The sequence below is a fragment of the Actinoplanes sp. NPDC051343 genome, assembly GCF_044455125.1.
Lineage (GTDB): Bacteria > Actinomycetota > Actinomycetes > Mycobacteriales > Micromonosporaceae > Actinoplanes.
In genome coordinates this window covers 1-25253 of the sequence record NZ_JBITEL010000022.1, presented here as the reverse complement: position 1 = coordinate 25253, position 25253 = coordinate 1, and the positions used below count along the sequence as shown (strand labels likewise).

Here is a 25253-nt window from a genome sequence, read left to right as displayed (position 1 = left end):
CCGGACCCGATTCAGCGGCCGAATGTGACCGCACCGCCGAGAACTGAAGGTCTACACCGGAAGGTCTGTCAGCGGCTTCCCGTTACCCCGGTCAGGTAAGCCGACACGACCGCATTGCCGTCAGCCCGGGTGACGGTGACGAACCCGAGTGCGCCCACCGCCACCGGCAGACGCCCGGAGATGTCCTCACTGTCCCGTCGACATGTCCAGTTCACGATGGGCACCGACCGGCCGGCCGTCGTCGAGGCGAACAGCCGGTAGCCGGTTCCGGGGTGCAGCCCTGCCACCGTGGCGTTCACGGTGACGCCGTGCGCATCGGGCGTGACGATCACCGATATCGATACGCCGGTCGAGCGGTCCGACGCCTCCGCCGTCGCGGCCGTGGTGACTATCCGCTGGTGTGCGCCGGTGCCGCCCTGAACCAGCTCGGCGGTCGCCACTCCGCCCGCCGTCAGCACGATGGCCAGCATCACAGCGGCGTGGACCAGCCCGCGGGCGCGGCCTCGACGAGGCCGGCCGGTCCGTCCGGCCGCTCTCGGCGTCGTCGGGCGCAGGCGGCTGACCACCGCCGCGCCGCTCAGCCATCGCGGCGATCCCCGGTCGGAATGGGGAGGTCGGTCCGGGCGGCGGGCGGGCTCAGGGGCGACCGTCCGCGGTGCGCTGGGCTCGGACGACCGGGCTGCGCGAGTTTCCCGGTGCCGCACCGGCCCGGTGCCGGGGTTGTCGTCCGGCTCCCGTCCCGGGGCGGCGCGGTTCTCGTCCCCCGGATCCGGGTCGACATCGGCGCCGAAGAAGCGGCGGAAGGACTCAGGCACCGGGCCCCTGCGGCCGAGGGGCCCGAAGTTCTCGAGGATTTCGTCAAGATCGGTCTGCGAGACCAGTGCGAGCGCGGCGAGGGTCTCGCAGACTTCCTGCGCGGCGGCGCGGCACTCCGCGCAGGCCGCTAGGTGCTCCTCGACCACCTCGCCGTCGATGGCGTCGGAAGTGCCCATGTAATAGAGCCCGAGCGACTCCACGACGTGGGACTCACCGCTGGTAATTTGGCTCACCTGCCTCCAACTCCCTGCCACGAACCTGGTCATCAAATGAGACGGTCGAACCCGATGGCAGGTTCACCGGAGCCGGCGATCGAGCTTGCGCCGGCACGCCAGGACTCGTGCTCCTCAGCCGTGGTAGCCGGCGAGGATCTTGGTAAACGCCCAGTCTGCCTGGCTGATACCGCTGCAGGAGTCATCGTTGTTGTACGAACCGCCACATTGCCGGTCCCTGTTCACCGACCAGAACGCGAGCCGGCCGAGGTGGTGCCGACCGGCATACTCGGTGATCGTCTTGGCGTCCTGCAGGTTGACCACGGCGTTCTGGTCGGTCCGGCCGTTCATCGAGGAGATCCCCGTGTGGCGGTATGCCTCATCGGTCGTCATCCCGTAAGCCTGGCGGAGCCGCGCCATCAGCCCGTCGGCGGCTTGGCCGGTCAACTGGCCCTGGTCGCCGGTGGTGTTCTCCCAGTCGAAGGTCATCGCGGACCAATTGTCGACGGACAGGCCGGCGCGCGCGGCCCGGGTGATCAGGGAACCGTCGGGCCCCCCCGTCCCGCTGCTCAGGGTGATGTAGATCTTTATACCCGCGTGGCTGCTGTGCAGAGCCTTGAGCGCGTCGATCATGCGTTGTTGCACATCCGCCTGTCCGTACGGTGCGCCCTCGATGTCGATGTCGATCACCTTGAGCTGATAGGCGTCGACGACCTTTTCGTAGGCGGCCGCCAGCGCCTTATCGTCGGGACAGAACGCCTCCAACGATCGACCGTTGGCACCGCCGAAGGACACCACCACGTCACCGCCGGCCGCCCGGATGCGGCGAATGGCGGCCTCGTCCGCGCCGCCGAGGAGCGGTCGGCCGGCATCCCACTTGGGCGTGCAATTGCCACCGTCCAGCATGAAAGCCATGGTGAACGCCTTGACGCCGGTAGCGTTCATCACCGTGGCGGGGTTCGGCGGGTTGCCCCACCCGGTGTAAAGGTATGGAGACACTGGGGGGAACTTACTGGAGGCGGCGTCGCCCGGGCTTGGCGCAGCGCTCGGGTCCGCGCTGGCCGACCCGCTCGGGCCGGGCGTAGCGTCCGGGGCGCCGGTGTTCGAGCCGCTCGGCTCCGGCGTGGCGCTCGAAGTGCTGCCCGGATTGGTCGTGGGATGGTCCTGGTCTCCCGGCTCGATCGTGCCGGCGCCGGGACGGGTCCACCTCTGATTCGCGCCGAATGTGCAGGTCCAGATCTGCACGGGGGCGCCATCCTCGTCCCGGAAGTCGGTGACGTCGAGGCACTTTGCCGCGTTGCCGTTGACCCACTCACCGCCGGAGAACCGGAACTGCTGCGACTCGCTGTCGGTGCAGTCGGCGAGTTGGAGATTCGACCCGTTGGTAATGGCGGACTCCGCCACGTCGAGGCACTTGCCCAGAGCCTGCAGCCGGTGTTCTTTCGGGTCTTCCGTCCAGCGCTGGCCCGGCGTATCCGCGCAGGTCTTGACCGTCACCCCGGCCGTGGGGTCCGCCTCGAGACAGAGCCCGCCGAATCCGCGGATAGCGCCGGCGGCCCCCGGCGCCGCGCCCGTCGACGCCTGCGCCTGCGCGAATCCGACGATGCCGACGGCAAGGGCTGCCGCCACCGTTCCTAGCACGACCAGCGTACGTGGTCTCGCAATTCTAGCCCGCATTGTTTTTTTTCCTTTCTGCAGGTGTGAACCTTGCTGTCAAGGAAACGGCCGGCGTCCGGATCGGGTTCACAGAAGCGCTTGATTCTTTATTCGGCGACGACGTATTGCTCCGCGAAAGGCACGTCCTTGTCCCGGTGCATGCCAGCCTTACAGCCGGCGAAAGGACCGTCGGGAGCCCGCAGCGTGGTCATGGTCGGAGCGAGAAAATCCCGGTGCCAGGTCGCCGGCCCGGCGAGCGTGGCGTCGGCTCCGGTGAGGTCCTGCCACGCCAGCCAGAGTCCGTGTAAATGGGCGACGGCCGCCGCGTGCTGCCACCACTGCGGACACCATGGCCGGCCGGAAGTCGCTTCCTCGGCATAGATCGGCAGAAGTAGCTGATGGACCCACATGGCCAAGAGCGCCAGCTCCTCGGAAAACTGCGGCTGTTGCATGTAGACAATGAAGGGTGAGCTGGCCCGCGCTTTTTCCGGTGCCGCTTCGGCTTCCGTCCGGGCCTCGTCGCCCGTGTCCTTTACCGCGGTCGCCGGGCCGGCCACCGCCTGCTGTTGATGTGTCTCTTGGTCCTCCACACCTCAAGGACGGAGAAGCACGGGCATTGGTTCACATCACCGGCGGCGGCCGTAGGTGAACCGATTGCCGGGTTCAACGTTTTAAGGGGACGCGGTGTACGCCGGGCGGAAGCGCCGGTCGGGCACGTTCCCGCTTCCATCGGCCTTGGAGGTGTCCGTTGCCACAGTTCCCGTCAGCGCTCAAGCATCGCTTCCGCCGAGTCCTCACTGCCTCGACACCGAGCCGAAGCGATGAAGCGGCAGCCGTGGAGAGAATACAAGTTCTCGGCGTCCGCTGCATTGGTGCTTGCTCTCTCAGGCGCGCTGTGCAGGTGCTCGATGTTCGTCTCCATCAGGGGTTTCGTCTCAGCCGGTAGAGATGGGCCGGCATCCGCCGTGGCGTCAACACGGGGATGAGCGGGTGTCCTCGGCACGCGTATAGCTCCACTGACCGGTGCTGTAAGGCGCCAGTCGCAATGTGTGGCGTCGAGGTCAGCGCTTGCTGTCCTCACACGAGAGGGTTATCGGCCTTCAGAATCGTGCGCCTCGAACTCTTTCGGCGTGAACCCGGACGGCCCCGACACCGTTTCTTCTATGCAGGGCCAGAAAGGCCTAAGCACTCCCCATTAAGGAGAACCATGGCTTCACCAACGGGAAACCCACAAGGTCACGACCCTACCTTTGGCGGCGCGGTGCAGGGAGCCCTCGAGCGCCATGGGGGCGACCCAACCTCGCGCCTCCGTATGACCAAGGCGGAAAAAGCCATCGGCCACGTGGCTAGCGGCGCGGGCGTTGCCGGTCCCGCCGCGCAACTCTTCAAAGGTAAGCTGGGGTCGGCCGGCGACAAAGTTCCGGGCACATTGACCGGCGCCGGCAATGTTTTGGCCGGCGGGGCCGACCTCATCAGCCATGCCACGCAAGTTTCACTGGGGAACCAGGGTCCTAACCGTACCCGAATTGCCGCTGACGTTGCTCAGGCAGGCGCCGGTGCGGCTCAGATTGCCGGCACGGTAACAGGAAACGAAACGGCGTCAAACGTTGGGGCTGTTGTCGCCAGTACCGCGTCGCTTTTGGGTGCTCATGCCAGGGGCAACCCCAAAGAGCCGCGACCGCTGAATGAGATGCCCTTGAGCGCTATTCCACCCCGCGCTCCGGGTGCTGCCCCGCTGACGAGCATAGCCGAGGGCATTGCCACGACCACTGCCACAAGCGCTGCCGCTGGCGGTTCAGCCACCGTTGCTGATCTCAGCGGGTCGACGCCCGGTCGATCGTCGGCCGGAAGGTCAACGGCAGCTCCTCGACGTGCCACATCGACGAGCAGGAGCCCGTCGCAGTCACATGGCCGTTAGGCGCCAGTAACCCGCCGGTCCGCACTCGGCTCTGCCTCGTGCGGACCGGTCATTAATGCGCCACATTAGATTCATTCGGACCGTTGACCACAGTCGCGGCACGAGGCACCGAGTCCCGAACCCGCACGGAGCCGATCGTGTGGGCGACTTCGTCCACGATCTCGGCGGCCGATGAAACCGGCGCGACGCTCAGGCGCTGCTGGCCCACCGCCTGGGTGCAGGCGGGCCGGGGCGGCACCTCGGCCGAACAGGCCGGCGACGCCCCCGGCGCCGCCGCTCTCCTCCCGCCAAGCGGTGCCCTCCGGGTCGGCGACGTGGCGGATCCAGTGCAGCAGCGCGAAGCTCGTTTTCGCACCTTGCCAGCCCGGAGCCGTGTCCGGTGCCGCGGCGGGCGACCGGTGGATGCCGAGTTCGCGCACCATGACGCGGTACTTGTCGTGGTCGTAGCCGCGGTCGGCGTCGACCTTCCGGAGGCCTGGACGGGTTGCCGCGGATCGGCGGATGGCTTGCAGGAGCGGGATGAGTTGGGTGACGTCGTTGTGGTTGCCGCCGGTCAACAGCACCACGAGCGGCACACCGCCGGCATCGGTAATGAGGTGATGAGGTGGTGTTTGGAACCCACCTGGCGCCTTCTACCGGACTCCGGCCGGTTTGGGCCGCCGTTAAGCTCCCCTCATGTGGCCGGCGTCGACAATCGGTCGCGACAAGGCGAGCTTGCCGGCGGCGGGCAGTTCGGCCAGCAGAAAGTCCGCGACGACATCCACGAAGCGCTACCCACACTCGGTGGCGCCCTGATCTGCTGGTGGCCCCTCCACCACTCAAAGAGTTAGAAGTCTTTCAGTCGTCAGCGTGTACTTCACCCAGCGTGCGACAAGAGCGGCGAAGGAAGCTAGCGCAGCTGCTGAAACCACAGCGGAAATGAGCCGCTTTCACAGCGAACTGGCATCCCGCTTGATCGCGGCCTCGATCGGGCGCGATCAGGGCAGCAATCGTGTGGTTCTTGCTGGCGCGGGCCAGCCGACGAGTCAGGCGCGGATGAGTGCGGACAGCACATCTGGGCCAACGCCTGCAGCAGTGAGCGAATCACGGCCTCCGAGAGGTGCCGATCTGGGGCGATTCCCACGGCGAGAATGGTCGTGTCCGGCACGTCTGCGATCCACTCGGTGATCGCCGTGTATGACCAACACAGTCGGCCACCACGGCGCTTCTACCCCGAGCCATTCAGGTCAGACACCATCACGACTTGCCAGGTCCTGGGCCAGCGCCCAATCAGACCAGCCCGTCCGATGTGAACTCCTCGACGGTATGCACGTTGTCCACATGGTAGAGGAGACGCTGCCAGAAGGAGCTTTCATGTCGCGGCCACTTGCCTGTTTTGTCCCGCCGCACGTCTTGGACCAGATGAGTCGTGCTGACGACCCTGAGATTGCCGACGCCGCCCGCGCCACATTGCGCACAACCGCACAGGTGCGCGGCCGGCGTCTTCGGACTCGCCCCCGGATTGACGGTGCAACGGTCGGCGCACAGCGTAGAGTATTCGACTGTCGGAACGTAGACAATATCGACGGAGCCATTCTAGTCCGCATCGAAGACCAGGCACCGATCGGCGACACATCGGCCAATCGCGCGTTCGACGCATTGGGCCTCGTGCGCGATTTCTTGCGGGAGGTTTTTCACCGTGATTCTGTCGATGGCGCTGGATTGGAACTCAAGGCCTATGTGCACTTCGCGAGCCAGTTCAACAACGCCGGGTGGGACGGAAGTGTTATCAAAATCGGCGATGGCGACGGCAAGGTGATGCGAGATCTGACATACGGGATCGATGTCGTCGCCCATGAACTGGCGCACGGCGTGACCGCAAATACCGCAAACTTCGAGTACCGAGGCCAGCCCGGAGCCCTCGATGAATCGATTGCTGACGTCGTCGGCACCCTGGTGCGTCAGTGGTCGCTAGATCAGTCGGTGGATGAGGCCGACTGGTTGCTAGGTGGGGCGATCTTCACCCCGGGAATTGAGCTGGACGCGATGCGATCGATGAAGGCGCCGGGCACCGCGTACGACAACAAGCTAGTCGGTAAGGACCCGCAACCCTCCCACATGCGTGACTTCATGGTCCTGCCCGAGACCGAGGATAGAGACCTCGGCGGTGTGCACATCAACTCCGGGATCCCCAACCATGCGTTCTACCTCACGGCCACTGCTTTTGGTGGTCACGCGTGGGAGAAGGCCGGACGGATTTGGTATCGCGCGCTGCTCAGTTCTACGCCGACGACTCAATTCGCTGACTTCGCCTCGTTCACAGCCACCGCAGGGGCTGAGATGTTCGGCCGAGCCAGCTCCGAATGGTCGGCTGTGGTCAACTCCTGGCACGCGGCGGGCATCGACGTGGAGTCCCGGCAGTAAGCTTGTTGTTTAACCCTGCTGGCGTCGCTAGCGCCCTCCTAGTTGATCATGGGAACCGCCATTGGTTGATGACGTTCATGCCGAAGAACGCAAATTCATGCCAAGGGCTGGAGCCTGAGGGAATCGCTGTAACGAAGCGGTTGATGCCGGGAGGTCGGCGTGTTCGGCGCGGTGGGCCATTCGCCGAGGCGGTTGCCGTGTCGTTTTGGGTCATGATCGCAGCGAATGGCCAGGCCCGCTCACTGACGGTCCATAGGTCGGGGCGGTGGGTGAAGATCACGGCGAGGCGTTCGGTGTCGCGGTCGGTGAGGTTGTCGGGCTGCTGGCAGGTTCAGCCGGTGGCCTGCTGTGTCGATAACGGAAGGCTCGGCGGGGCGATGATAGGAGACGGGGCGGAAGGCACGCGCGAAACATGGCGTCGAGAGTTTGATCCGTCGAGAACGAGTTGGGCAGCTCGCTCGGCGAGGCGCATGCCGTCGGGGGCAGCTCGACCGACTAGTTCGAGGCAGCTCCCGTATCGCGGCCGACGACCTAAGATTGGCCAATCTGTGCGCTCAGTGATGGCCCAGCTCATGTCTGAGCGCCCCGACAACCATCGCCGCTCGGCCCAGCACGTGCACCATTCACGTGGCGTGTGGGTGCGGCCTTGTATTGCACGGACACTGCCGGCGATCTACGTGACGACGGATCGAGCTTCGCCGGGCGGCTGTAACGCGGTTGGTGGTCCGGTCCGGGTGGCCAGGCATCGGCGGCGTCGCAGTGCTGTACAGCCAGCCGGTCAGGAACGACGCGAGGTTCTGGCCTGAAATCTTCGACGCCAGGTGGATAAAGTCGTCGGTTGAAGCGGATCGACCCCGGTAGACAGCCGGCCACTTCTTCTCGATCTCGGCCAACTCGGTGTCGTCGACCTTCAGCCGCAGCGCCTCGAACGCGAGCGCCCCGCCGTCGTAGACGTTCTCGTTGAAGACGTCGAGCACGGTGACCGACGACCTCGGCATGGCAACCGGCCGGTTAGCCGCGCGTAACTCGTCGCTGTGCTGGTAGATGTCCTCCAACGTGCGCTGACCGTAGTAGTCGGGGCCGCCCCCGGTCTCATCGGCGTACTTCAGTTCGCAGAACGCGGCCTGCCCCTCGTTCCGCCAGACGTCGCTCCACGTATACGGAGACACACTGTCGCCGTACCACTGATGCGCCAGCTCGTGGGTCAGCATCGGGTTCAGAACGTTCACCGGCCGGTCCATAAACGGCCTGCCGTAGGTCGGCAGCGTCTGCGTCTCCAAGCCGAAGCCGAACGGGCCGTCGACGAGCAGCGAGCCGAAGATCTCAAACGGATACTTCCCGGCCTGCTTCTGCATCCAGCCGACTTCTTTGGTTTCGTCGGCCAGCTTCGGCAGCTCAGAGCCGGCCAGCGAGCGCGAGACGCTGGATGTCGCGTCATGCTGCATCTGACAGTGCGGCGCCCGTTCTCTCCGGGAGCACCTGCAGTAGAGCCAGTAGCGCGTTGGTGGCCGGGGCCGGGGTGCCGTGGGTTTCGGCGACCCGCGCCACCGCGCCGAGGATCAGGTCGTGTTCGGTTGGGCGTCCGGCTAGGTGGTCGTACAGCATCGAGGTTCCGGTGCTCGGAGCGAGTTCGCGGATCATCTGGCGGGCGTCCGCGGCGTCTTGGTCGCTCAGCTCGACACCGGCGGCCCTCCCCGCCATTACGGCCTCCTGCAGCAGCGTTCCACCCAGCGAGACGATGCCGGGATCAGCGAAGACCTCCATGCGGCGGCCGGTCAATGTGGTGATCGGGTTCGTCGCGATGTTGACCATGATCTTCTTCCAGGCCGCGACGGCGAAATCAGGCCGCCGGACAATCCGCAGGCGTGCTCCGGTGAACAGCCGGGCGAAGTCCTCGGCTGCCGGGTCGTCAGGTACTGCGACGGTCTCGCCGAACGTCCAAAGCGCGTGCCCTGTCTCTATCAGTTCTGCGGCGATGTACATCACCGCCGGCACGATCGAAACCGCGGGCGGGAGCAGTGGGCGCACTCGGTCTACCTGGTCAATACCGTTCTGAAGGACGGCGACTTTCGTGCTGGGTCCGAGGAGGCCGCGCAGCCACGCAGTTGCCGTGTTGGTGTCGTAGGCCTTCGTGGCCAGCAGAATCCAGTCCACGGGCTGTGCCCGGGCCGGATCCGTGATTGCTTCGACGGGCTGAAGGAGGGTCTCGTTGCCGTGATCTACACGGAGTGTTTGCCGAGGATTGGGACGACGCCCGCAAATTACAACTTGGTGGCCAAGTTCAGCCAGAACAGCGCCGAAAAGGGACCCAATTGCCCCACCGCCGATAATTGCGATACCGCGAGGCCGAATAAGTTCATCAGACATGTAAGTTCTTCCGTTTCATTCGCGGTTTGCGTTTCAGTGAGCCGTCGTTCTTACCAAGGTAGGAGCTGGCAAACGTGCCGTCGGAAACCTCCGAAGACGCCGTCGTCGCATTGAGCCAAGGCCACCCCGCGGTCGTTCACGATTTACAATTTCCTTAGACTGCGACACCGGGGCGGCAGCACACTTCCGACGCCTATGCGGAATATCTGAAAGTGCGCAGTGCGCCATTCTCAGTATCGCTGACTTCTTTGTCGTCGACTGCGCTGGGCTGACGAAATAGACAGGGATGGCCGGGAAAAGGTACGGAGGAAGCCCCCCTCGCTTCCCCCGTTGGCACGCTTGCGCGTCTGCCCTTCTCGACGGAAAGCCAGCGCCGTGGTTCACGACGGCGGAATCTTGTGGCTACGGTCACACCTGTTCGGGCCAAGTCAACCTGGAACAAGGTCTCTGGGCTCTCTTGGCATCACTACCAAGGTTGTGGAGGCGGCATTGACGACCATCGGCATGAGTCGGATCCCGCAGTTCTGAAGGCGCTATCGAGCTCACGGTTGCTGCAGCGCCTGAGCGAGCCTGACGAGGTCGCGGCCGCCATCGCCTTGCTCGCTGGCCCAACCGCTTCATACATAGCCGATGACGTCCTTGATGCGCACATTAGCCACGACGCTGATGCTCAGCCTGCGGTCGCAACCGGCTGTTACGGCATAGACACGCCGTAACACCTGCGGGACGGTCAGCGAGCACTTCATTCCAGCAAAAAAACTACGTTCATGATGACCTGCTTCGGAACTACGGGCTTGACGCAACCGCGACCCTCTTGCGATGTGAAATGCGGCACACCCAGGCCGCCACAAGAACTCAGGAGAAATATTCTCGTCAACTGGGAGTGGACCAAAGATTTCCCGACGGCTTCTCATTCTCACTCAGCCGTCCCGGCACCCGGGTCGAGAACACCCGACGGATTCTTGGCGTGATCCTCCAGCGCGGCTCGGTCACCGCGCGTGACCTCGCCCAACAGACCGGCCTATCGGTCGTCACGACCAACGCTATCCTGAACAAAGTTGTCGACAGCGGACTGGTCGAACACGTGGGCTTACATCGGAGCAACCGAGGGCGGCAAGCCCGCGTTTATAGCGTTCCGCCGAAGCTGGTCCGCGCGGTAATCGCCGTCCCTAGCAACGACGGGCTAACGATGACGTGGACCGATGCCTTAGACGCCGCACCGGTGGTCATTCGGAACAAGCAACCCAACGGCCTGAATGCTGACCGCCTGAGTGATCTAATCCTTCGCACGTCGGGGGTGCATCCACCGCAATACGCAGTCATTGGGATCTCGCCTCACGCGGAAGCTGAAACGGCTTCCGGACGTCGCATCCTCGAGAGCAACCTCACCGACCTGCTGGCATGCCCCGTCCAAGTCCGTACGGTGGCGCAGCTCGCGGCGATCGCGGAGGGGCAGCTCGGGGCAGCCCGGGGGGTTCGCGACTTCTTTTTCGTCACCGGCCCCACAATGTCGATATGTCACGTCGTCAACAGCGTTCCCCGCGACGGCGCTCAACGCCTGGCAAGGTTGTTAGAGCTGTTCGAGAGCCGACTCGACCTGTGTTCGGCGAACGGATCGGCCGCCAGCCCGCACGACGCAACAGCGTCTGCGCTCGCGGCGGCCTGCCTCGTCGCAGACCCAGAACTGATCGTGCTCGGCGAAGGCTTGGCCCACGGGTGCAAGGCGCATCTGCCCGACCGCATCCGAACTATCTTCGGTGGGCTCCGGACAGTCCCTCCGGAGGTCGTAACAAGCACGATTCCTGGTGATGCAGCACTGCAGGGCGGCCTTCACGTCGCGAAAGCGGGGGCCATCGGCCGATTCCTGGACATCGCCGCGCCCACTGAGGTGAGGAGCCCTACGTGATGCGAACCAGCGGGACGACTTCATGGCGGCCGCGGTTGCCGCGATCACCGCCGCGACGCTGGCGCTCCTGACGGTCCTCTCCGGGATCGGCAAATTCGTCGGGCTCGAGTATGTGACCACCTGGGGCGCTCCCCGTGTCGCGGGCGGTGTGGCGCTCACGTTCTGGCCTTTCGACAGGTTGGCCCGGTTCGGTACCGGGTGGGCGCGGCGCGTTCGGCGGCGCACGAGCGAGCCCGCCGATCAGGCCCCCGAACCCGAGGGAACCCAGATCACCCATCAAGATCCGTGCTGGCGACGTGTTGCGCCATAGGAAGCCCGCGCAGGCGGCGGTCGCGCGATCATGACGATCCCTCACGGGTTACCCACCTGGTAGCAGGACGCGTTGTGCAGGACGTATTCGGTGTCACCACACCAGTGCCGGCACGCCAGAATCCGATCAACGCGTACGCGACAAGTACCAGAACCAACGCGCCGATGACCCGACCCTGCGCACTGTGGATCCCGCCAGATCGGACCCGACTCACCGTGTGGCACGGGGATCCCGCGTCTGCCGAGGTCTGTACCAGACTCGGCGGCGAGGCCCCGCGCTCGGTGCGGATTCTGCTGGACGCTTGGTCAGGCGAATCGGGTCCACATGGCGGTGGTCTCTTCGGCGGGCGTGGAGCGCAGTCGCCGGCATTACCGACCCGGCCGGGCGCCGGTCAGCCGAGCTGCGCCTGCAAGCCGACCTGGACGTCCGCCGGTCGTTCACGTACGTCTCCGGCCCGCTCAGATCGTCGTGCCCGGCGGCGCCGACGACGAGCAGCCCACCGACCTCAGCGGCTGGGCACGTCACAGCCGTGCCGGATACGAGTTGCGGCTGCTGGCAGGCGGCCAGTTCTATCACCGGTGCTGCGGAACTGGATCCGCCAGGCCGAGGCCGACGCCGGTGAACGCAGCGAACGGCCGAGCAACGACCCACTGAGACACCGGCTGGTGAAGGAAACGTTGAGCTGCGCCGGGACTACGAAATCCTCGAGGCCGCGAGCGCGTCTTTCGCGCCGGAGCTCGACCCGACTCGACGACGGTCATGACATTCATCGAAGAACACAGTGATCGCTTCGCGGTCGCGCTCCTGCGACGGGTCCTCAACGTCGCCGAGTCGACCTACTATGCGTGGCGCAAACGGCGAACGGCCTAGTGACCGCGACCTGGTCGGCCTTGACCTCATCTCCAACACTCATGAGTTCCGGAGGCGTCCGGGCGCCCTTACGGCGCTGACCGGGTGCATCGGCAGTTGCGCCGTGACAGCATCCGGATCGGCCGCAAGCGCGTCGAGCGGCTGATAGCCGGCAAGCGGCGGTTTCAAACGGTCGTTGCAACCGATGGTCCAGCGATAGTTTGTCGTCTTTATATAGGTAACTAGATGTGCAACTGCCGAAGATCGTTTACAGCTGGGTCTGAGTTTTCTGCTTGAGGCGTTCGTAGGGCGTCTGACCATCCAGAGCGCCGTGTGGGCGGTGGTAGTTGTAGTAGTCCTCCCATTCGCGCAGTTTGTCGTTGAAGACGCCGGTGTCGTCGATGACGACGCCGTCGAGCATGCGGTAGAACTCCTCGGCGTCGATGCGGTGCGAGCGCTCGACATTGCCGTTGAGGTGCGGCGATGCGGGTTTGATGTAGGTGTGCGCGATGCCTTTGTCGAGCACGTGCCAGTGGAACGCGGTCTGGAACTCGGCGCCGTTGTCGGCCTGGATGACCTCGACGCGAAACGGCAGGCGTTGCAGGACGTAGTCGAGGAACTGGATAGCGGTCTTCTGGTCGCAGCGGGGGTAGATCCGCAGCACGCGGAGCCGGGTGCAGTCGTCGATCGCGGTGAACTGGTAGCACCTGGCGCGCCGGCGCTGCTTGGGCAGTGTGCCAGTGATCGGCGCCTTGGTCGGGGCCGCGCCGGCGGGCACCCCGATGGGTTCGATGAACTTGACGTCCATCTGGAGCCGGTTTCCGGGAAGTGGCTTCTCGTAACGCTTCCAGCGTTTCTTGCGGCTGGTGTAGCGCTGGGAAGCGGGTAGCCGGTTGAGCCCGAGACGGACCAGGATGTTGTAGATCGCCGAGCTGGTGATCGTGATGTCGTGGTACCGCTTCAAGTACATCTGGATCTTGACCGGCCCGAAATGGTAGTTCTGCCGCAGATAGACGATCTTGTTGACGATGTCCGCGTGGGTGGCGTTCGGGCAGTGATGCGGTGCGCTTGAGCGGTCTCGCAGGCCGGCGAGGCCCTCGTCTTGATAGCGGCGCCGCCATTTGTAGAAGGTCGGCCGGCTGATGCCGTAGTAGCGGCAGGTCCGGGCGACGTTGCCGGTGACTTCCTCAGCGTGGCGCAGCACCGCCAGGCGGTACTGTGCCTGGCGGTCCTGCTTCTGTTCCAGCGATGGGGGCACAAAATCTCCTACGGACAGGAGACCCAAAAGTGTCAACAACGTCCGGCAGTTTTAGAACTAGAGCTTCAGGGCGCGTGGCCTTTAGCCACGGCGTTGAGGAGTTGCTGCAGTTCACGCGGTGGCGGGTTGGGTGTCCATGCCTGCCAGCAGCGGTTCAGCAGGAGCCATGGGGTGAGCCAGGCGCGGACGCCGCGTAGTGCTTTGGGCCGGCTGGGGTATCCGGCCGACGGACCGGTGGGTGTGCCCCCAGCAATATTCAATGAAGGAGGACAGACATGCTGGACGGCATCCATCGACGGCAATAACCTTCGCAGTGCGGACGGCAGAGTGAGCAGCCCTGGAGACTCCGTCTATTGCGCCGTACGGGGTGGTGGACCGGAGCGCCTTCTACAGCCGACACCAAGACGGCACTCGAACGGCAATCGCGCTGCTCGCCATAGGACAGTCCGACCGCCAGCGGCGGAACTCGTCTCGCCAACGCGTCCGCTAAACCTCGTCTGCGACTAACTGCATTGACCGGCACAGGCAAAGCTCAAAATCCGCCACGACCAGCGTCATACGTATACAGACCCATATGGCCATACTGGCCATCTCTCACCCTGCCGCAATCGGGGCATAGCAGTCACCAGCCTCTCGCCCTTCATGGCGCACAACGGACCCTCACGGCGGAGGTTCATCCGGGTGACGACGACCACACCGCCGTAATCCCGCATCGGACGGAAATGGTTCATGTGATTCGGTCGAGAAATTGCAACTGGTTCATGTAACGCAGGTCACCTACAGCACCCTTCACCCCTTCACCTCGGACTCATTCCGATGTTACCTTGATCACTTCCCTAAGGGATTGTCTAATTCGAGGTCGGATACGAGCATCGAAGAAAGCGCGAACGACGTTACCGAGCCAGAAGGAACTGCGATCGACCACCGGTTGCCGAGGTTCCATTTAAATAGGTCAGACACACGGAACCATCAAGGAAGGAGCTCTCCTTGCAGATGGGACGGTCCCGCAATCTGCCTTCGACCTCCGTGAAAGAACTGTACAACTCCTATGCCGACACATACGAACACCTGTATCGGCGCAATGACTATGACCAGTGGGTAGGACTCTATCTGGATCTTATTAGAAGATATACGGCGCCCGGAAGGCGCCTACTGGACATAGGCGCTGGCACCGGACTCGCGTCGATTAGGTTTGCGAGCGCCGGATACGACGTAACGGCATTTGACATTTCGCCAGAGATGTTGCGTCACGCAGCGGCCAAGCCAGGCTCCGAAAACGTTTCCTTTACGGTGGCAGACGTTCGAAATCTGCCAGACCTGGGCAAGTTCGATGTAGCAGTGACGTTGGGGGAGCCGTTCCTCTACCTGTTGGACGAGCATGAGTTGGCCGCCGCTCTCAATGGAGTGTCGGGCTCACTTTCGCCCGGCGGCCTGTTGGTCTTCGACCTGGCTACCGAAGGCTTCCTTCAACGGCTTAGATCGAAGTTCGTAATTGACGATGAAGACGGCAGTATGACATTCATGTGGGGCGCGGAATCCGAGCGTGACCCGCGCGGCGCAGACTACCTAATCGAACGATTCAGCACTGATGACGGGACCGCCTGGCGACGCTCCAGCCATCGACACTCGTACTCGCATTTCCCCCCCGATCTAGTTGATCTACTACTACGCAGGGCGGACCTAATCCCGCTTGGTGTCCATGGGCTATATAAGGGCACTTTTATGGAACATGCTGACGAGGAGCTGCACCGCAAGAGTTTCGTCATCGCCCGCAAACCAAACTGACGCCGGCCTCTACTGAGGTTGGTCCCAACATAGCCGCCGGTGCCCATCAAGCGGCCACCGGAACTCACGAGAAGACACGAAAGGAGGTATTGCCATGAAGAACCAGGACTGGGTGGAGTAACCCGTTATCAGTGAGGCGTGGCTTCGATCCGATACAGGCTCTTGGATCGAAGCCACGCTTTGGAAGTGGCGCAGCACAAACGACGAAGCAGATACCGTAAATATGTTTCGAAACTACGGCCTCGCGCCGCTGCGAAACCAACCATTCCGACGATATTGGGCGGCACTGACCGGCTCCGCCACTGGTGACGGGGTGCTATCGGTTGCATTACCTCTTACAGCGATTGTTCTAGGCGCCGACGCTGCAAAAATCGGTTGGTTGACCGCACTCTCATCGCTTCCCAGTATTCTGTTCGCGATACCAGCGGGCGGTTTTATGGCCCGTTCTCGCCATCCCGTAGTTGCCATGATCCTGGCCGATCTGGTCCGCTTTGGGGCCACGATCACCATCCCCATAGCGGCGTTACTGGGTGAGCTCAGCCTGCCTATCCTTGATGCAACCGGATTCGTTATATCTACCGCTTCCGTTTTCTTTTCCGTTGCTGACGCCTTTGTCTTTCCTTCGCTCCTGACAAAGGACCAGATCGTTGCCGGACAGTCACTTACCTACGGTGCCCGCACCGTGGCCTCGATGGCAGGGTCCGCTATAGCCGGACTTCTGGTTCCTCTGTTGTCCGCTCCGATTACAACGGCGGTCGACAGCGCGTCCTACCTCTGGTCGGCGAGCAGTCTTGCCCGTATAGGCCGGGTAAGCTTCCCTCACTCGGCACGCGGATCATCGCGCCTTTTGAGTGGCGGGCTACGGTTCATTTTGAACACGTCAACATTGCGACGTGCCCTAGGCCTCACAACTACTTCTAACTTCTTCGGTTTGATGTTTCAGTCGCTGTCCGCCCTCTACCTCACGCGTACATTAGGTTTGCCGGTCTATGTCGTCGGCATTTCCCTTGGCGCTGAGGCCGCTGGCGCATTCGGTGGATCTGTAGTCGCCTCGGCGGTAGCGCGAGCTTTAGATTTGCAACGCGGCCTACTGGTCGGCAGCCTCCTCTCGGCCGCGCCGATGACGGCGATTGCCATCGCGGCTGGGTCCAAGGCCATCTTGCTCCTCGTTATATCGGCTGCGTTCCTCCTTTCTGGCATAGGTCGTGCCCTCCAGGACATCAATGTCGCGGCCATCTTCGCGTCCACTGTTCCCACGTCGCTGCGAGCTCAGGTACGAGGCGCCTATCAGATGGTGAGCTACGGAGCGCGCCCCGTAGGTGCCGTGCTTGGTGGCCTCATTGGGCAGCAACTCGGCGTGCATCTGGCGATATGCGCTGCAGCGATGGGTGGCCTACTGGCTTTCCCATGGGCCCTGCGGCCTCGAAAAACGAAGTGATCGTGCGACTGCCAATTTCCGGATTATCGATGAACGTTTGCCCAATGCAAGTCTCTCGCCAGGCGACTATGGCGGGTGGATCGCTTGCGTGCCTGCAACGCGCATGTGCAGGAACGGGTTGGAGTCGGTCAGGAAGATCACCCGGACCGGACGTTGGCGGGATCGAGACAGGCGACAAGCCGTCGGCACCCAACGGAACTCCCGGGCGAACGGTCAGCACCCTCGGTAGATACTTCACCCGGTACAGCAGGACGTATTTGACGAAGGCGATGGAGATGCGGTCGTAGTTCCCGTTGGCGTGCTGGCCGCCGCGGTAGCACAGCCGACGGCGCAGGATGCCGGCCAAGACACACCAGCGGGGTGCGGGTCCAGCACGATGATCGTGTCCGCTCGGGCCGCCCGCAGGTGCAGGGAAGCGAGGCCGTTGCCGTCGATCACCCATAATTCGCCGGCGACCAGCGCTCGTCGCGCGGCCGTGAACGTCTCTTCGGGGACGACGTTCCAGGCGGGGTGGTAGCGCAGGGCGTCCAAGTGGGTAACGGACAGGCCGAGCAGGTGGCCGAGCTGTCGGGCCAGGACGGGTCTTGCCAGCCCCACCAGCACCGAGGATCGCGACCCGCTGCACCAGTTAACCTCCCTTTTGCGTGATGGGTCGCGGTCGCTCGGGACCCATGTGTGAGCTGCCGTCAACGGATGTCAAGGGCACGCGGGGGTCAGTGGTAGGAGTCTTCGATCAGCGGTTGCGTGGCGATCGCCCGTTGGCGCTGCCAGTGGCGGTGTGTCGGCATGCCGGGGTAGGCCGGCAGCGTCGAGTTGCGGCGCACATGCCCGCCGGTGGACGCTGATGGTGTCCATGACGCGGGCGAAGCGGGTGCAGTCGTGGACGTTGCCGCCGGTCAGTACGAACGCCAGGACCCGGCCGACGCCGTCGCACGCGACGTGGATTTTAGGGGTCAGTCCGCCCCAGGATCGCCCGATGACGTGATCCGGTTCGCCCGTTTCCGGGTGCCCCCTTTGCTCCTGCGGCGTGCTGGTGGGCGCGCACGACGGGGGGAGCCGGCCGAGATGAGCCGGTCAATGTCGGCGTTCGCGTCGGCCTGCGCCTGGGCGGCGACGAGCATCTTGTCGAACGTGCCGTTCAAAGCCCATCTGCGGAAACGTGTGTAGATCGATTTCCAGGAGCCGTAGCGGGCGAGAACGTCACGCCACAGCGGCACCGGAGCAGATCTCCACACGATGCCGTTCAGGACGCGGCGGTCGTCGTCACGAAGGCGACGGCCGGTCACCACGGAAGGCAGATGCGGCGACAGAGATTCCTACTCGGCATCAGTCAGCTCATAGCGGCGGATCACGCCGCACATCATCCACCGTCATGATCCCTTGGAGACACGCCCTTTGTACCCCGACCGGTCCGGGTGTTCCTGGCGGCAACTACCGGTGGACTTCCCACCCCGGCAGACCGTCTACGGCTGGTTCCAGCGATGGAAGGAACGCGGGATCACCGAACGGCTCCTCGACGAACTACGCGAAAAGATCCGCTTTGGCTGAGGGCCGTAACGCGCAGCCTTCGGCCGGGGTGATCGTGCCGGACCGGGGGAAGGTCGACTCGCAGTCGGTCAAGGCCGCCAACACCGTCAGCCGGGACACCCACGGCTACGACGCGGGCAAGAAGACATCCGATGCGCGAATGCTGTCAAGCAGCGAGCGGAAGGCTGTGTTTTGAGGGCGGTGGAAACGCTGTGGCTTCGTCGTAGAGGACGCGTTGAGTGAGGCAGTGGTGCAGGCAGCCGATCAGGCGGTTGAACAGGTTGCGTTGGGCGGCGGTGTGCCGGTCGCTGGCTTCGCGTCGGCGGTCGTAGTGGGCTCGGGCGCCGTTTGAGTGGGCCATGGCGGCAAAGGCCCAGATGTAGCCGACGCCGGCCAGGCGTTGGTTCTTGATCCGGCGGGCAAGCACGGTGGATCTTTTGCCGGACGCCCGGGTGACCGGGGCTGCTCCGGCGTAGGCCTTGAGGCCTCTCGCGTCGCGGAAGCGTGAACGATCGTCGCCGATCTCGGCGAATACTCGAGCGCCGGTGAGCTTGCCGATCCCGGGGAAACTATTGATGATCGGCGCGTCGGGGTGGGTGGAAAACGCTGCGTCCGCCGCGTCGGCGAGTTCGTCTGCGCTGATGCAGGTGGCGTCCAGCTGTCGCAGCAGCGCGATCCTCTGGCGTCCCATGGCCTGTTCAACCAGCGGAAGCTGACGCATCTGTGCTGCCCGCAGGGCGACATGAAGTCGCTCCGCCTCGGCATCGATGGTGTTCTTGCGGCCGGCTCTCTTCAGCAGCGCCCGCAGCTGCGGGCGAGACAGCTTCGCGGCCTGCTCGGGGGTGGGCGCTGCCGCAAGCAACACGCGGGCGATCCGGTGGGCGACGCCCTCGCGTCGGACGTTGACCGCGGCCAGAAAGCCGGGAAAGTACTCACGCAGGTGAGCTTGTTGCCAGCCTGGGTGCGGTCCCAGACAGCGTCTTGCTGAGCACGGGCAAGCACCGCAATAGCCTGGGCCAACTCGGTGTCGGCGGGCAGCACCCGATGGGCGGCCGCGTCGGTCCGGAGAATGTTCGCCAGGACCAGGGCGTCGAGGTGGTCGGACTTCTTACCGGCTACGGCGTGGCGACCGCGGTATCGGGCAACGGCCATCGGATTGATCGCGAAGACAGACCGGCCCGTCGCGCGAAGACAAGCGACCAGCAATCCGCGGGGTGTTTCGATCGCGACAGGTGTCGGCTCCGCGGGGCTGTCTCCGTGCTCTGCCAACAACATCAGCAGTTGGGCGAGTCCCTCGGCGTTGTCCTCGAGACGAGCCCGCGCTCGAAGTAAGCCGGTGTCGTCAATGATGACCACGTCGTGGTGCTCGCTGGCCCAGTCAATGCCGCAGAAGACTCTCAAATCTGGTCCACATCCCGTCTCGACGAACGTTCTCGCAGGCAGGGCACGCGTCTCTCTAATGGCAGGGCTCGACGGCCCGGCATCCGATTAGCCGTTCGTGACCCCAGCGGCCCGTGACGGCCTCGGTCCGAGCAAGAGCTCCACGGCTCTCAAACATGCCGGAGGTCATCCGTCGCGGGCGGCTCGATCCACGAGGGTAACGGTCGATCATCGATCCCCACGTCGCCGTCGTGGCCGGCCCAGGACTCGCCAGTCTTCTTTGGGGGCTCCGGCCCGCATCAACGGAAGGCGTCGCACCGGTGCCGGCCACCGACACCCCTCAGACCCGCAAACTGAGCCCGAGTTCTCGCCCATTAAATCAACGGGCGTAAGCGATTCATCGTCACCGACACGCTCCACCTGCTGGTCGGTGTCACGGTCTTGGCCGCCTCGGGGCAGGACCGTGACGGCGCCAAAACGACGTTGCTGAGCGTCTTTCTGTTCACGCCGATCCGGTTCGTATTCGCTGACCAGGACTTCGTCGGCCGGTTGATCGACTGGGGCCGCCCACACCTTGAGCACGGTGATCGAGATCGTGCGCAAGCGACCGAGCAGCGCGGTTCGAGGTCCACTCCCACCTTTAAAACACCCACTTGGAAAGGACGGCAACAAAGGATGCCCCATGATCGCAAACGCAAACAAGACCATACCTACTTGTCCGGCTCCGAGCCGACGTCACTCTCGGATCGGTGACGAGTTGATGTGCGCTGACAGAAATCATATGCACAGTCGAACTTTCCTCCACCGACAGATGTCACGGAAAGCATGGCGCTCTCCAAAGCCTCCTCAAAGCACCACGGGCCCTGCGGTCGGGAACCTTACCTGTATCTGTAGGCCGTCGGTGCCGGTCGACGAAGCAGCGATGGCGCCGCCATGGGCGCGGACAATGGACCGCGCGATCGCAAGGCCAAGCCCGGCGCCCCCGCTGTAATTAATGCGGGTGGCATATCGGCGACGGAAGGGCTCGAACAACGCCAGCACCTCGTCCTGTGGCACGTCATCGCCGGTATTCGTCACGCTCAAGTCTGGATCGTCGCCCACTTCGACGTCGATTGTCCCCTCCGCTCGATTATATTTTACCGCGTTCTGTACCAGGTTGTTGACCAGCCGCTCTATCAAAACTTGCTCTCCGAGCACTGTGCGTGGCCGTAACCGACTGGTAATTCTGATCCCGACATCAGCCGCCTCCGCCCGATGATGATCGAGGATTTGGGCCACAATGAGGTCTAGGCGCAACGGCATACGAGCCAGCAGCCCGCGGTCGCTCTCGCTAAGCACCAGCAGGCCCTCGATCAGGCGTTCGTTACGCTCGTTCGATTCCAACAGCTGCGCGGTCAACAGCTTCAACTGATCGCCGCTCAACGCCCGGGTCATGCTGACCTCAATGAGCGTACGTTGCACGGCCAGAGGGGTACGCAATTCGTGAGACGCGTTCGCGGTAAACCGTCGCTGCGCTTCATAGCCGACCGCGATCCGATCCATCATCTCGTCAATTGCCCTTGCCAGCGTTGCGAGTTCGTCACGGCCGGAGCCGGGCCGAAGCCGATGTCCGAGATTTTGGGGACCAACTTTCGCGATGGCCGGAGTCAGGTCTCTGAAAGCACGCAGGCACCAGGCCACTGTTAGGCGACATATAGCCAAAAGAGTCATGAGAACCACAAATAACCAGATCGACGTCGCAATGCTCGGCCGGCGGAAAAGTTGTTCGCAGACAAATGAGGGATTCTGCGGAGCCCGTAGGTAGGGTACTGCACACCAGGACGGACCAAAATCGCGCCATAACTGCCTTAGCCAGTCCGCAGCCGGACGAGCGAGCTGCCCAACGACTAGCAGGACTGCGCACAGCACAAGGATACGGCGGCCCGGTGATCGCATACTCATGCGCCAAACCGATATCCGACACGTGGCACGGTCACGATCACCGGCGGCTCCCCCAGCTTGCGCCGTAGCGTCATGACCGTCATGCGCACGGTGTTGGTAAAGGGATCGATGTGCTCGTCCCACGCTTGTTCGAGCAGTTCTTCGGCACTGATCACCCTGCCTGGGCTACGAAGCAGGACATGCAGGACCGCGAATTCTTTCGGTGACAGTGACAGCGGCAGCCCGTCGCGGGTCACGGTGTGGCGAGTGACGTCCAGGATAACGCCGTCGTGTTCCAGTGCAGCCGGTAGCGCTGGACTGGAACGCCGAGCCAACGCTTGAAGGCGAGCCACGAGTTCGGCGAATGCGAAGGGTTTGGTCAGATAGTCGTCGGCGCCCAACCCGAGACCTTCCACACGGTCACGGATGCCTGCTGCGGCGGTCAGCAGGAGCACTCGCGTCGGCAGGCCAGACGCGGCCACCCACCGGCACACCTCGTCTCCGCTCCTGCCGGGCATGTCCCGATCCAGTACCGCGACGTCGTATCGGTTGATACTGAGCCGTTCCAGTGCGCTGTTGCCGTCATAGACCACATCAACTGCCATGGATAGCTGGCGAAGACCTTCGGCAACGGTGTCGGCCATGAGTCTCTCGTCTTCCGCTACCAGCACTCGCACGCCGGAGCTCTCCTTCCTCGGAACCGCCATGTTTCGGCCTGTCAAGCACACGCTCGCACCGCACTGATAAAGGCACCATAAGGACGCCGTTGACGGTCGCCAGACTGCCCGCCTCACACCATGGTCCTGGTTCACGTGATGCACCGGAGGTGTGGGATGTTCAAGCTCCTGTCCAGATATATGTTGATCTTGCTGGCAACTGTGGGTGTCGCGGCTTGGGACGCGGTCCCCGCACACGCGGTCGCGAACGGCTTGGACGCAAACGACGGGGCTTATCCGTTCGCCACGCGTTTGAGCATGACAGGGCTGCCCGACCAAAGTGGAGGCACGCGTGATAGCTCCTGCTCGGGCGCGTTGATCGCCTCTCGCTGGGTGATCACCGCCGGACATTGTTTCCGTAATCTCGATGGCCAGCGGGTGAACCATCCAGTGGCCCGGCGGACGACAGCCACCATCGGCCGTACCCAGGTCACCGGTACAGGTGGTCATGTACTCGACGTCGTCGCTGTTGTTCAGTCGAGCACCACCGACGTGGCCCTCGCTGAGCTCGCGTCCAACGTCACGGACATCACGCCGATACAGGTCACTGCGGAGACGCCGACCCCTGGAGAGGTAGTCAGACTCGCAGGTTTCGGGCTCACCTCGGACCAGGACCCACGTTCGCTCCCGTCACGGCTCCAGACCGGCCTGTTCACCGTCGATAACATCGGTAGTTCCTTGCTGGAAACCTCCGGACACCAGCCAGCCCTCGATACCAGCCCATGCCTGCACGACTCAGGCGCCCCCTACTTCCGGGAAAGCGGAAACGGACGTCCCACGCTTGTAGCCGTGGTCAGTTCCGGCCCCAGTTGCCCCCACCGGGGCGAGGACTACAGCGCCCGCGCCGACAACATCGGCGGATGGATTAACAGCACCGTTGCTACCCGCGACCACCCGGCCAGCGATCAGGAGCCCCTGCGGGCATTGGCCGTGGCGGCCGCAGCCGGATTGGTCGCGGTTTTCGCACTTCGGAAAATGGGTCACCTCCGCGAGGAAAAGAACCGACGATCGGTGACGCCTGGTGCGTAGGCCGGCGTCACCGCTCGACATGCAAGGAACGGTCTGGCGTCGGCGCCGACATGTCGCCAGAAAGATCACAAGTCTTGGTCCGCGATGCAGCGCCTGTGGGACAAGGCCTGCTCGACCCCCACCATGGTGTTCAGAGGCGGACCCGCCGTCTCAAGAACCAGGCTAACAACACAACCCGAGAGCAACAGTGAGTATCGCCACAATTTCTTTCGAGCGTCTCGTGAACCTCAATGCGTCGTGCCACGTCACACAGTTGATGCGTAGACCAGTCGGCAACCGGATCGGAGATCGTGGACGGACCACCCAACTATTACCCCCGGTGAGCAGCAGGCCGGCCACTGACATTCGCACCTGTTACTCACGCGGAATGGGCGGCGCATGCAGTTTTCCTATCGAGCATTGAGGTTTACATGATCGACCGACGCAATTTTATTGGCAAGAGCCTCGGGATTGGGGCAGGCACGGCACTTGCGGCGACTGTCGCAACGGCGGCTCCCGCGATGGCGGCCAGGAAAGGCGACGACCACGTGCCTGTTGCAGGTCTGCACACCTTCGATACGCCGAAGCAGGTGAAGGCTGGGCTGCTGAATGTTGGCTACGCCGAGATCGGCCCTGCCAATGGTCCGGTGGTGATCTGCCTGCACGGGTACCCATACGGCACGAGAAGCTTCGCTGTCACTGCGCCGTTGCTCGCCGACCGAGGCTATCGCGTCATCGTGCCGTACCTGCGTGGCTACGGCACAACACGATTCTTGACTGCCGACACCTTCCGAAACGGGCAGCAGGCTGCGCTCGGCGTCGACCTCATTGCTTTCATGGACGCCCTCAAGATCAACAAGGCCGTCCTGGCTGGTTTCGACTGGGGTACATCGGTCGCCTGCGTCACGGCGGCGCTCTGGCCAGAACGATGCAAAGCTATCGTGGCAACAACCGGTTACGCGATCACCAGCCTGGCAGCGAATCTGCAGCCGGCCTCCGCGGAGGTCGAGCATAACTGGTGGTATCGGTCTTACTTCGCCACCGAGCGGGGCCGGCTCGCCATGGAGGACCCACAGAAGCGACGTGATCTGAACCGGCTGGACTGGCAACTGACCTCGCCGACCGTCGACGACGCCGTCTTCGACAGCGTCGCTGTCGCGTTCGATAACCCCGACCATGCCGCGATTGTCATTCATCACTACCGATGGCAATTGAGTATCGCTGCAGGAGAACGGCAGTACGACGCGCTTGAAGCGAAGCTCGCCAAGTTGCCGGCCATCACTGTACCCAGCGTCGCCTTGGACCCGGACCGTGACCCGTTCACCCCGCCGGGCGAGGGCGCCTCCTACCGAAACCATTTCACCGGCCGGTACGAGCACCGGACCCTGAAGGGTATCGGTGCGCACGTCCCGTGGGAGGCTCCGGTCGCTTTCGCTGACGCGGTCATGACCGCTGCGCGTCTCTGACGTGGCCGCGGACCGGTGTGTAGAGCCTTCTTCTCCCACGACTAGACACCTTTCGGGTTGGGGGTCTGGCGCTGATCCACTGTGACGCTTGTGGGTGATCGTCTCGGTAGCCGTCGTCGAGTCTGCTGAGCTGTATGCGATACGGCGACGGTGGTGGCGTTGACCAGCAGGAACGGGCACGACGAGAGCGCGTGCGGCGGCAGGCGGCGCAGTTGTTCGCGCTGGGTAGGTCGGCGGTCGAGGTCGCCGGGTTGCTGGAGGTTTCGACGAAGTCGGCCTATCAGTGGCGGCGGGTGTGGGTTGCCGGCGGGGTCGAGG

At 63.7% G+C, this 25253-nt stretch carries 20 protein-coding genes and 2 pseudogenes; 9 read left to right on the top strand and 13 right to left on the bottom strand.

Annotation, left to right across the window (positions count from 1 at the left end; all coding sequences use genetic code 11):
- Positions 1-68: 68 nt before the first annotated feature.
- The 4 genes from ACIA5C_RS44900 to ACIA5C_RS44885 all read right to left on the bottom strand — a co-directional run bounded on the left by ACIA5C_RS44900 (position 69) and on the right by ACIA5C_RS44885 (position 5165).
- Complete coding sequence (locus ACIA5C_RS44900; protein ID WP_396066712.1) at positions 69-1049, bottom strand: zf-HC2 domain-containing protein; 981 nt, start codon at positions 1047-1049, stop codon at positions 69-71.
- A 114-nt stretch (positions 1050-1163) separates the two neighbouring features.
- Positions 1164-2657, bottom strand: a complete 1494-nt coding sequence (locus ACIA5C_RS44895) for a ricin-type beta-trefoil lectin domain protein (protein ID WP_396066710.1) — start codon at positions 2655-2657, stop codon at positions 1164-1166.
- A 134-nt stretch (positions 2658-2791) separates the two neighbouring features.
- The gene (locus tag ACIA5C_RS44890) at positions 2792-3274 is read right to left on the bottom strand and encodes a DUF4913 domain-containing protein (RefSeq protein WP_396066708.1); all 483 of its coding nucleotides are present in this window, start codon (positions 3272-3274) and stop codon (positions 2792-2794) included.
- A gap of 1399 nt (positions 3275-4673) precedes the next feature.
- Positions 4674-5165 (bottom strand): transposase, encoded by a 492-nt coding sequence (locus ACIA5C_RS44885; protein WP_396066821.1) that lies wholly within the window; start codon positions 5163-5165, stop codon positions 4674-4676.
- 790 nt (positions 5166-5955) lie between these two features.
- Between ACIA5C_RS44885 and ACIA5C_RS44880 the strand changes: the two genes are divergently transcribed.
- Positions 5956-7005, top strand: a complete 1050-nt coding sequence (locus ACIA5C_RS44880; RefSeq protein WP_396066706.1) for a M4 family metallopeptidase — start codon at positions 5956-5958, stop codon at positions 7003-7005.
- Positions 7006-7628: 623 nt separating this feature from the next.
- Here the strand turns inward: ACIA5C_RS44880 and ACIA5C_RS44875 are convergent.
- Positions 7629-8450 carry a M1 family aminopeptidase gene (locus ACIA5C_RS44875; protein WP_396066704.1) on the bottom strand — a complete coding sequence of 274 codons (822 nt, stop codon included), beginning with the start codon at positions 8448-8450 and terminating at the stop codon, positions 7629-7631.
- Entirely contained in the window at positions 8440-9372 is a 933-nt protein-coding gene (locus ACIA5C_RS44870; protein WP_396066702.1) for a 2-dehydropantoate 2-reductase, read from the bottom strand. Before ACIA5C_RS44870 ends, ACIA5C_RS44875 begins: the two co-directional genes overlap by 11 nt.
- Before the next feature lie 826 nt (positions 9373-10198).
- Between ACIA5C_RS44870 and ACIA5C_RS44865 the strand changes: the two genes are divergently transcribed.
- Complete coding sequence (locus ACIA5C_RS44865) at positions 10199-11278, top strand: winged helix-turn-helix transcriptional regulator (protein WP_396066699.1); 1080 nt, start codon at positions 10199-10201, stop codon at positions 11276-11278.
- On the opposite strand, the gene ACIA5C_RS44860 is transcribed toward ACIA5C_RS44865, so the two are convergent.
- On the bottom strand, positions 11271-11633 hold the full coding sequence (locus ACIA5C_RS44860) for a hypothetical protein (protein ID WP_396066697.1): 363 nt from the start codon (positions 11631-11633) through the stop codon (positions 11271-11273). The two genes, ACIA5C_RS44865 and ACIA5C_RS44860, sit on opposite strands and share 8 nt — an antisense overlap.
- 894 nt (positions 11634-12527) lie before the next feature.
- On the opposite strand from ACIA5C_RS44860, the pseudogene ACIA5C_RS44855 reads away from it, so the two are divergent.
- Positions 12528-12683 (top strand): annotated as a pseudogene (locus tag ACIA5C_RS44855) (IS3 family transposase); the annotation flags it as partial.
- Positions 12684-12705: 22 nt separating this feature from the next.
- Here the strand turns inward: ACIA5C_RS44855 and ACIA5C_RS44850 are convergent.
- Positions 12706-13683, bottom strand: coding sequence for an IS481 family transposase (locus tag ACIA5C_RS44850; RefSeq protein ID WP_396066819.1), 978 nt, complete (start codon positions 13681-13683; stop codon positions 12706-12708).
- 1005 nt (positions 13684-14688) lie between these two features.
- On the opposite strand from ACIA5C_RS44850, the gene ACIA5C_RS44845 reads away from it, so the two are divergent.
- Together ACIA5C_RS44845 and ACIA5C_RS44840 are read left to right on the top strand one after the other, a co-directional pair.
- Positions 14689-15480 carry a class I SAM-dependent DNA methyltransferase gene (locus ACIA5C_RS44845; protein WP_396066817.1) on the top strand — a complete coding sequence of 264 codons (792 nt, stop codon included), beginning with the start codon at positions 14689-14691 and terminating at the stop codon, positions 15478-15480.
- 223 nt (positions 15481-15703) lie between these two features.
- Complete coding sequence (locus ACIA5C_RS44840; RefSeq protein WP_396066695.1) at positions 15704-16918, top strand: MFS transporter; 1215 nt, start codon at positions 15704-15706, stop codon at positions 16916-16918.
- A 696-nt stretch (positions 16919-17614) separates the two neighbouring features.
- Here the strand turns inward: ACIA5C_RS44840 and ACIA5C_RS44835 are convergent.
- Together ACIA5C_RS44835 and ACIA5C_RS44830 are read right to left on the bottom strand one after the other, a co-directional pair.
- Positions 17615-17875, bottom strand: coding sequence for a transposase (locus ACIA5C_RS44835; protein WP_396066815.1), 261 nt, complete (start codon positions 17873-17875; stop codon positions 17615-17617).
- Entirely contained in the window at positions 17872-18228 is a 357-nt protein-coding gene (locus ACIA5C_RS44830; protein ID WP_396066813.1) for a transposase, read from the bottom strand. The genes ACIA5C_RS44835 and ACIA5C_RS44830 overlap by 4 nt, the downstream gene beginning before the upstream one ends.
- Before the next feature lie 70 nt (positions 18229-18298).
- Here ACIA5C_RS44830 and ACIA5C_RS44825 point away from each other — a divergent pair, with 70 nt between their 5' ends.
- Positions 18299-18466 (top strand): transposase, encoded by a 168-nt coding sequence (locus ACIA5C_RS44825; RefSeq protein WP_396066693.1) that lies wholly within the window; start codon positions 18299-18301, stop codon positions 18464-18466.
- Between the two features lie 145 nt (positions 18467-18611).
- Here the strand turns inward: ACIA5C_RS44825 and ACIA5C_RS44820 are convergent.
- The 3 genes and pseudogenes from ACIA5C_RS44820 to ACIA5C_RS44810 all read right to left on the bottom strand — a co-directional run bounded on the left by ACIA5C_RS44820 (position 18612) and on the right by ACIA5C_RS44810 (position 22422).
- Positions 18612-19846 (bottom strand): annotated as a pseudogene (locus tag ACIA5C_RS44820) (IS110 family transposase).
- Positions 19847-20671: 825 nt separating this feature from the next.
- Positions 20672-21535, bottom strand: coding sequence for a sensor histidine kinase (locus ACIA5C_RS44815; RefSeq protein ID WP_396066691.1), 864 nt, complete (start codon positions 21533-21535; stop codon positions 20672-20674).
- 227 nt (positions 21536-21762) lie between these two features.
- Positions 21763-22422 carry a response regulator transcription factor gene (locus ACIA5C_RS44810; protein ID WP_396066689.1) on the bottom strand — a complete coding sequence of 220 codons (660 nt, stop codon included), beginning with the start codon at positions 22420-22422 and terminating at the stop codon, positions 21763-21765.
- Between the two features lie 156 nt (positions 22423-22578).
- Between ACIA5C_RS44810 and ACIA5C_RS44805 the strand changes: the two genes are divergently transcribed.
- The 3 genes from ACIA5C_RS44805 to ACIA5C_RS44795 form a co-directional block, all read left to right on the top strand.
- On the top strand, positions 22579-23490 hold the full coding sequence (locus ACIA5C_RS44805) for a S1 family peptidase (RefSeq protein ID WP_396066687.1): 912 nt from the start codon (positions 22579-22581) through the stop codon (positions 23488-23490).
- A gap of 410 nt (positions 23491-23900) precedes the next feature.
- Positions 23901-24935 carry an alpha/beta fold hydrolase gene (locus ACIA5C_RS44800; protein WP_396066685.1) on the top strand — a complete coding sequence of 345 codons (1035 nt, stop codon included), beginning with the start codon at positions 23901-23903 and terminating at the stop codon, positions 24933-24935.
- 134 nt (positions 24936-25069) lie between these two features.
- Positions 25070-25253 (top strand): helix-turn-helix domain-containing protein (locus ACIA5C_RS44795; protein ID WP_396066683.1); only part of this gene is annotated, 184 nt, incomplete at its 3' end.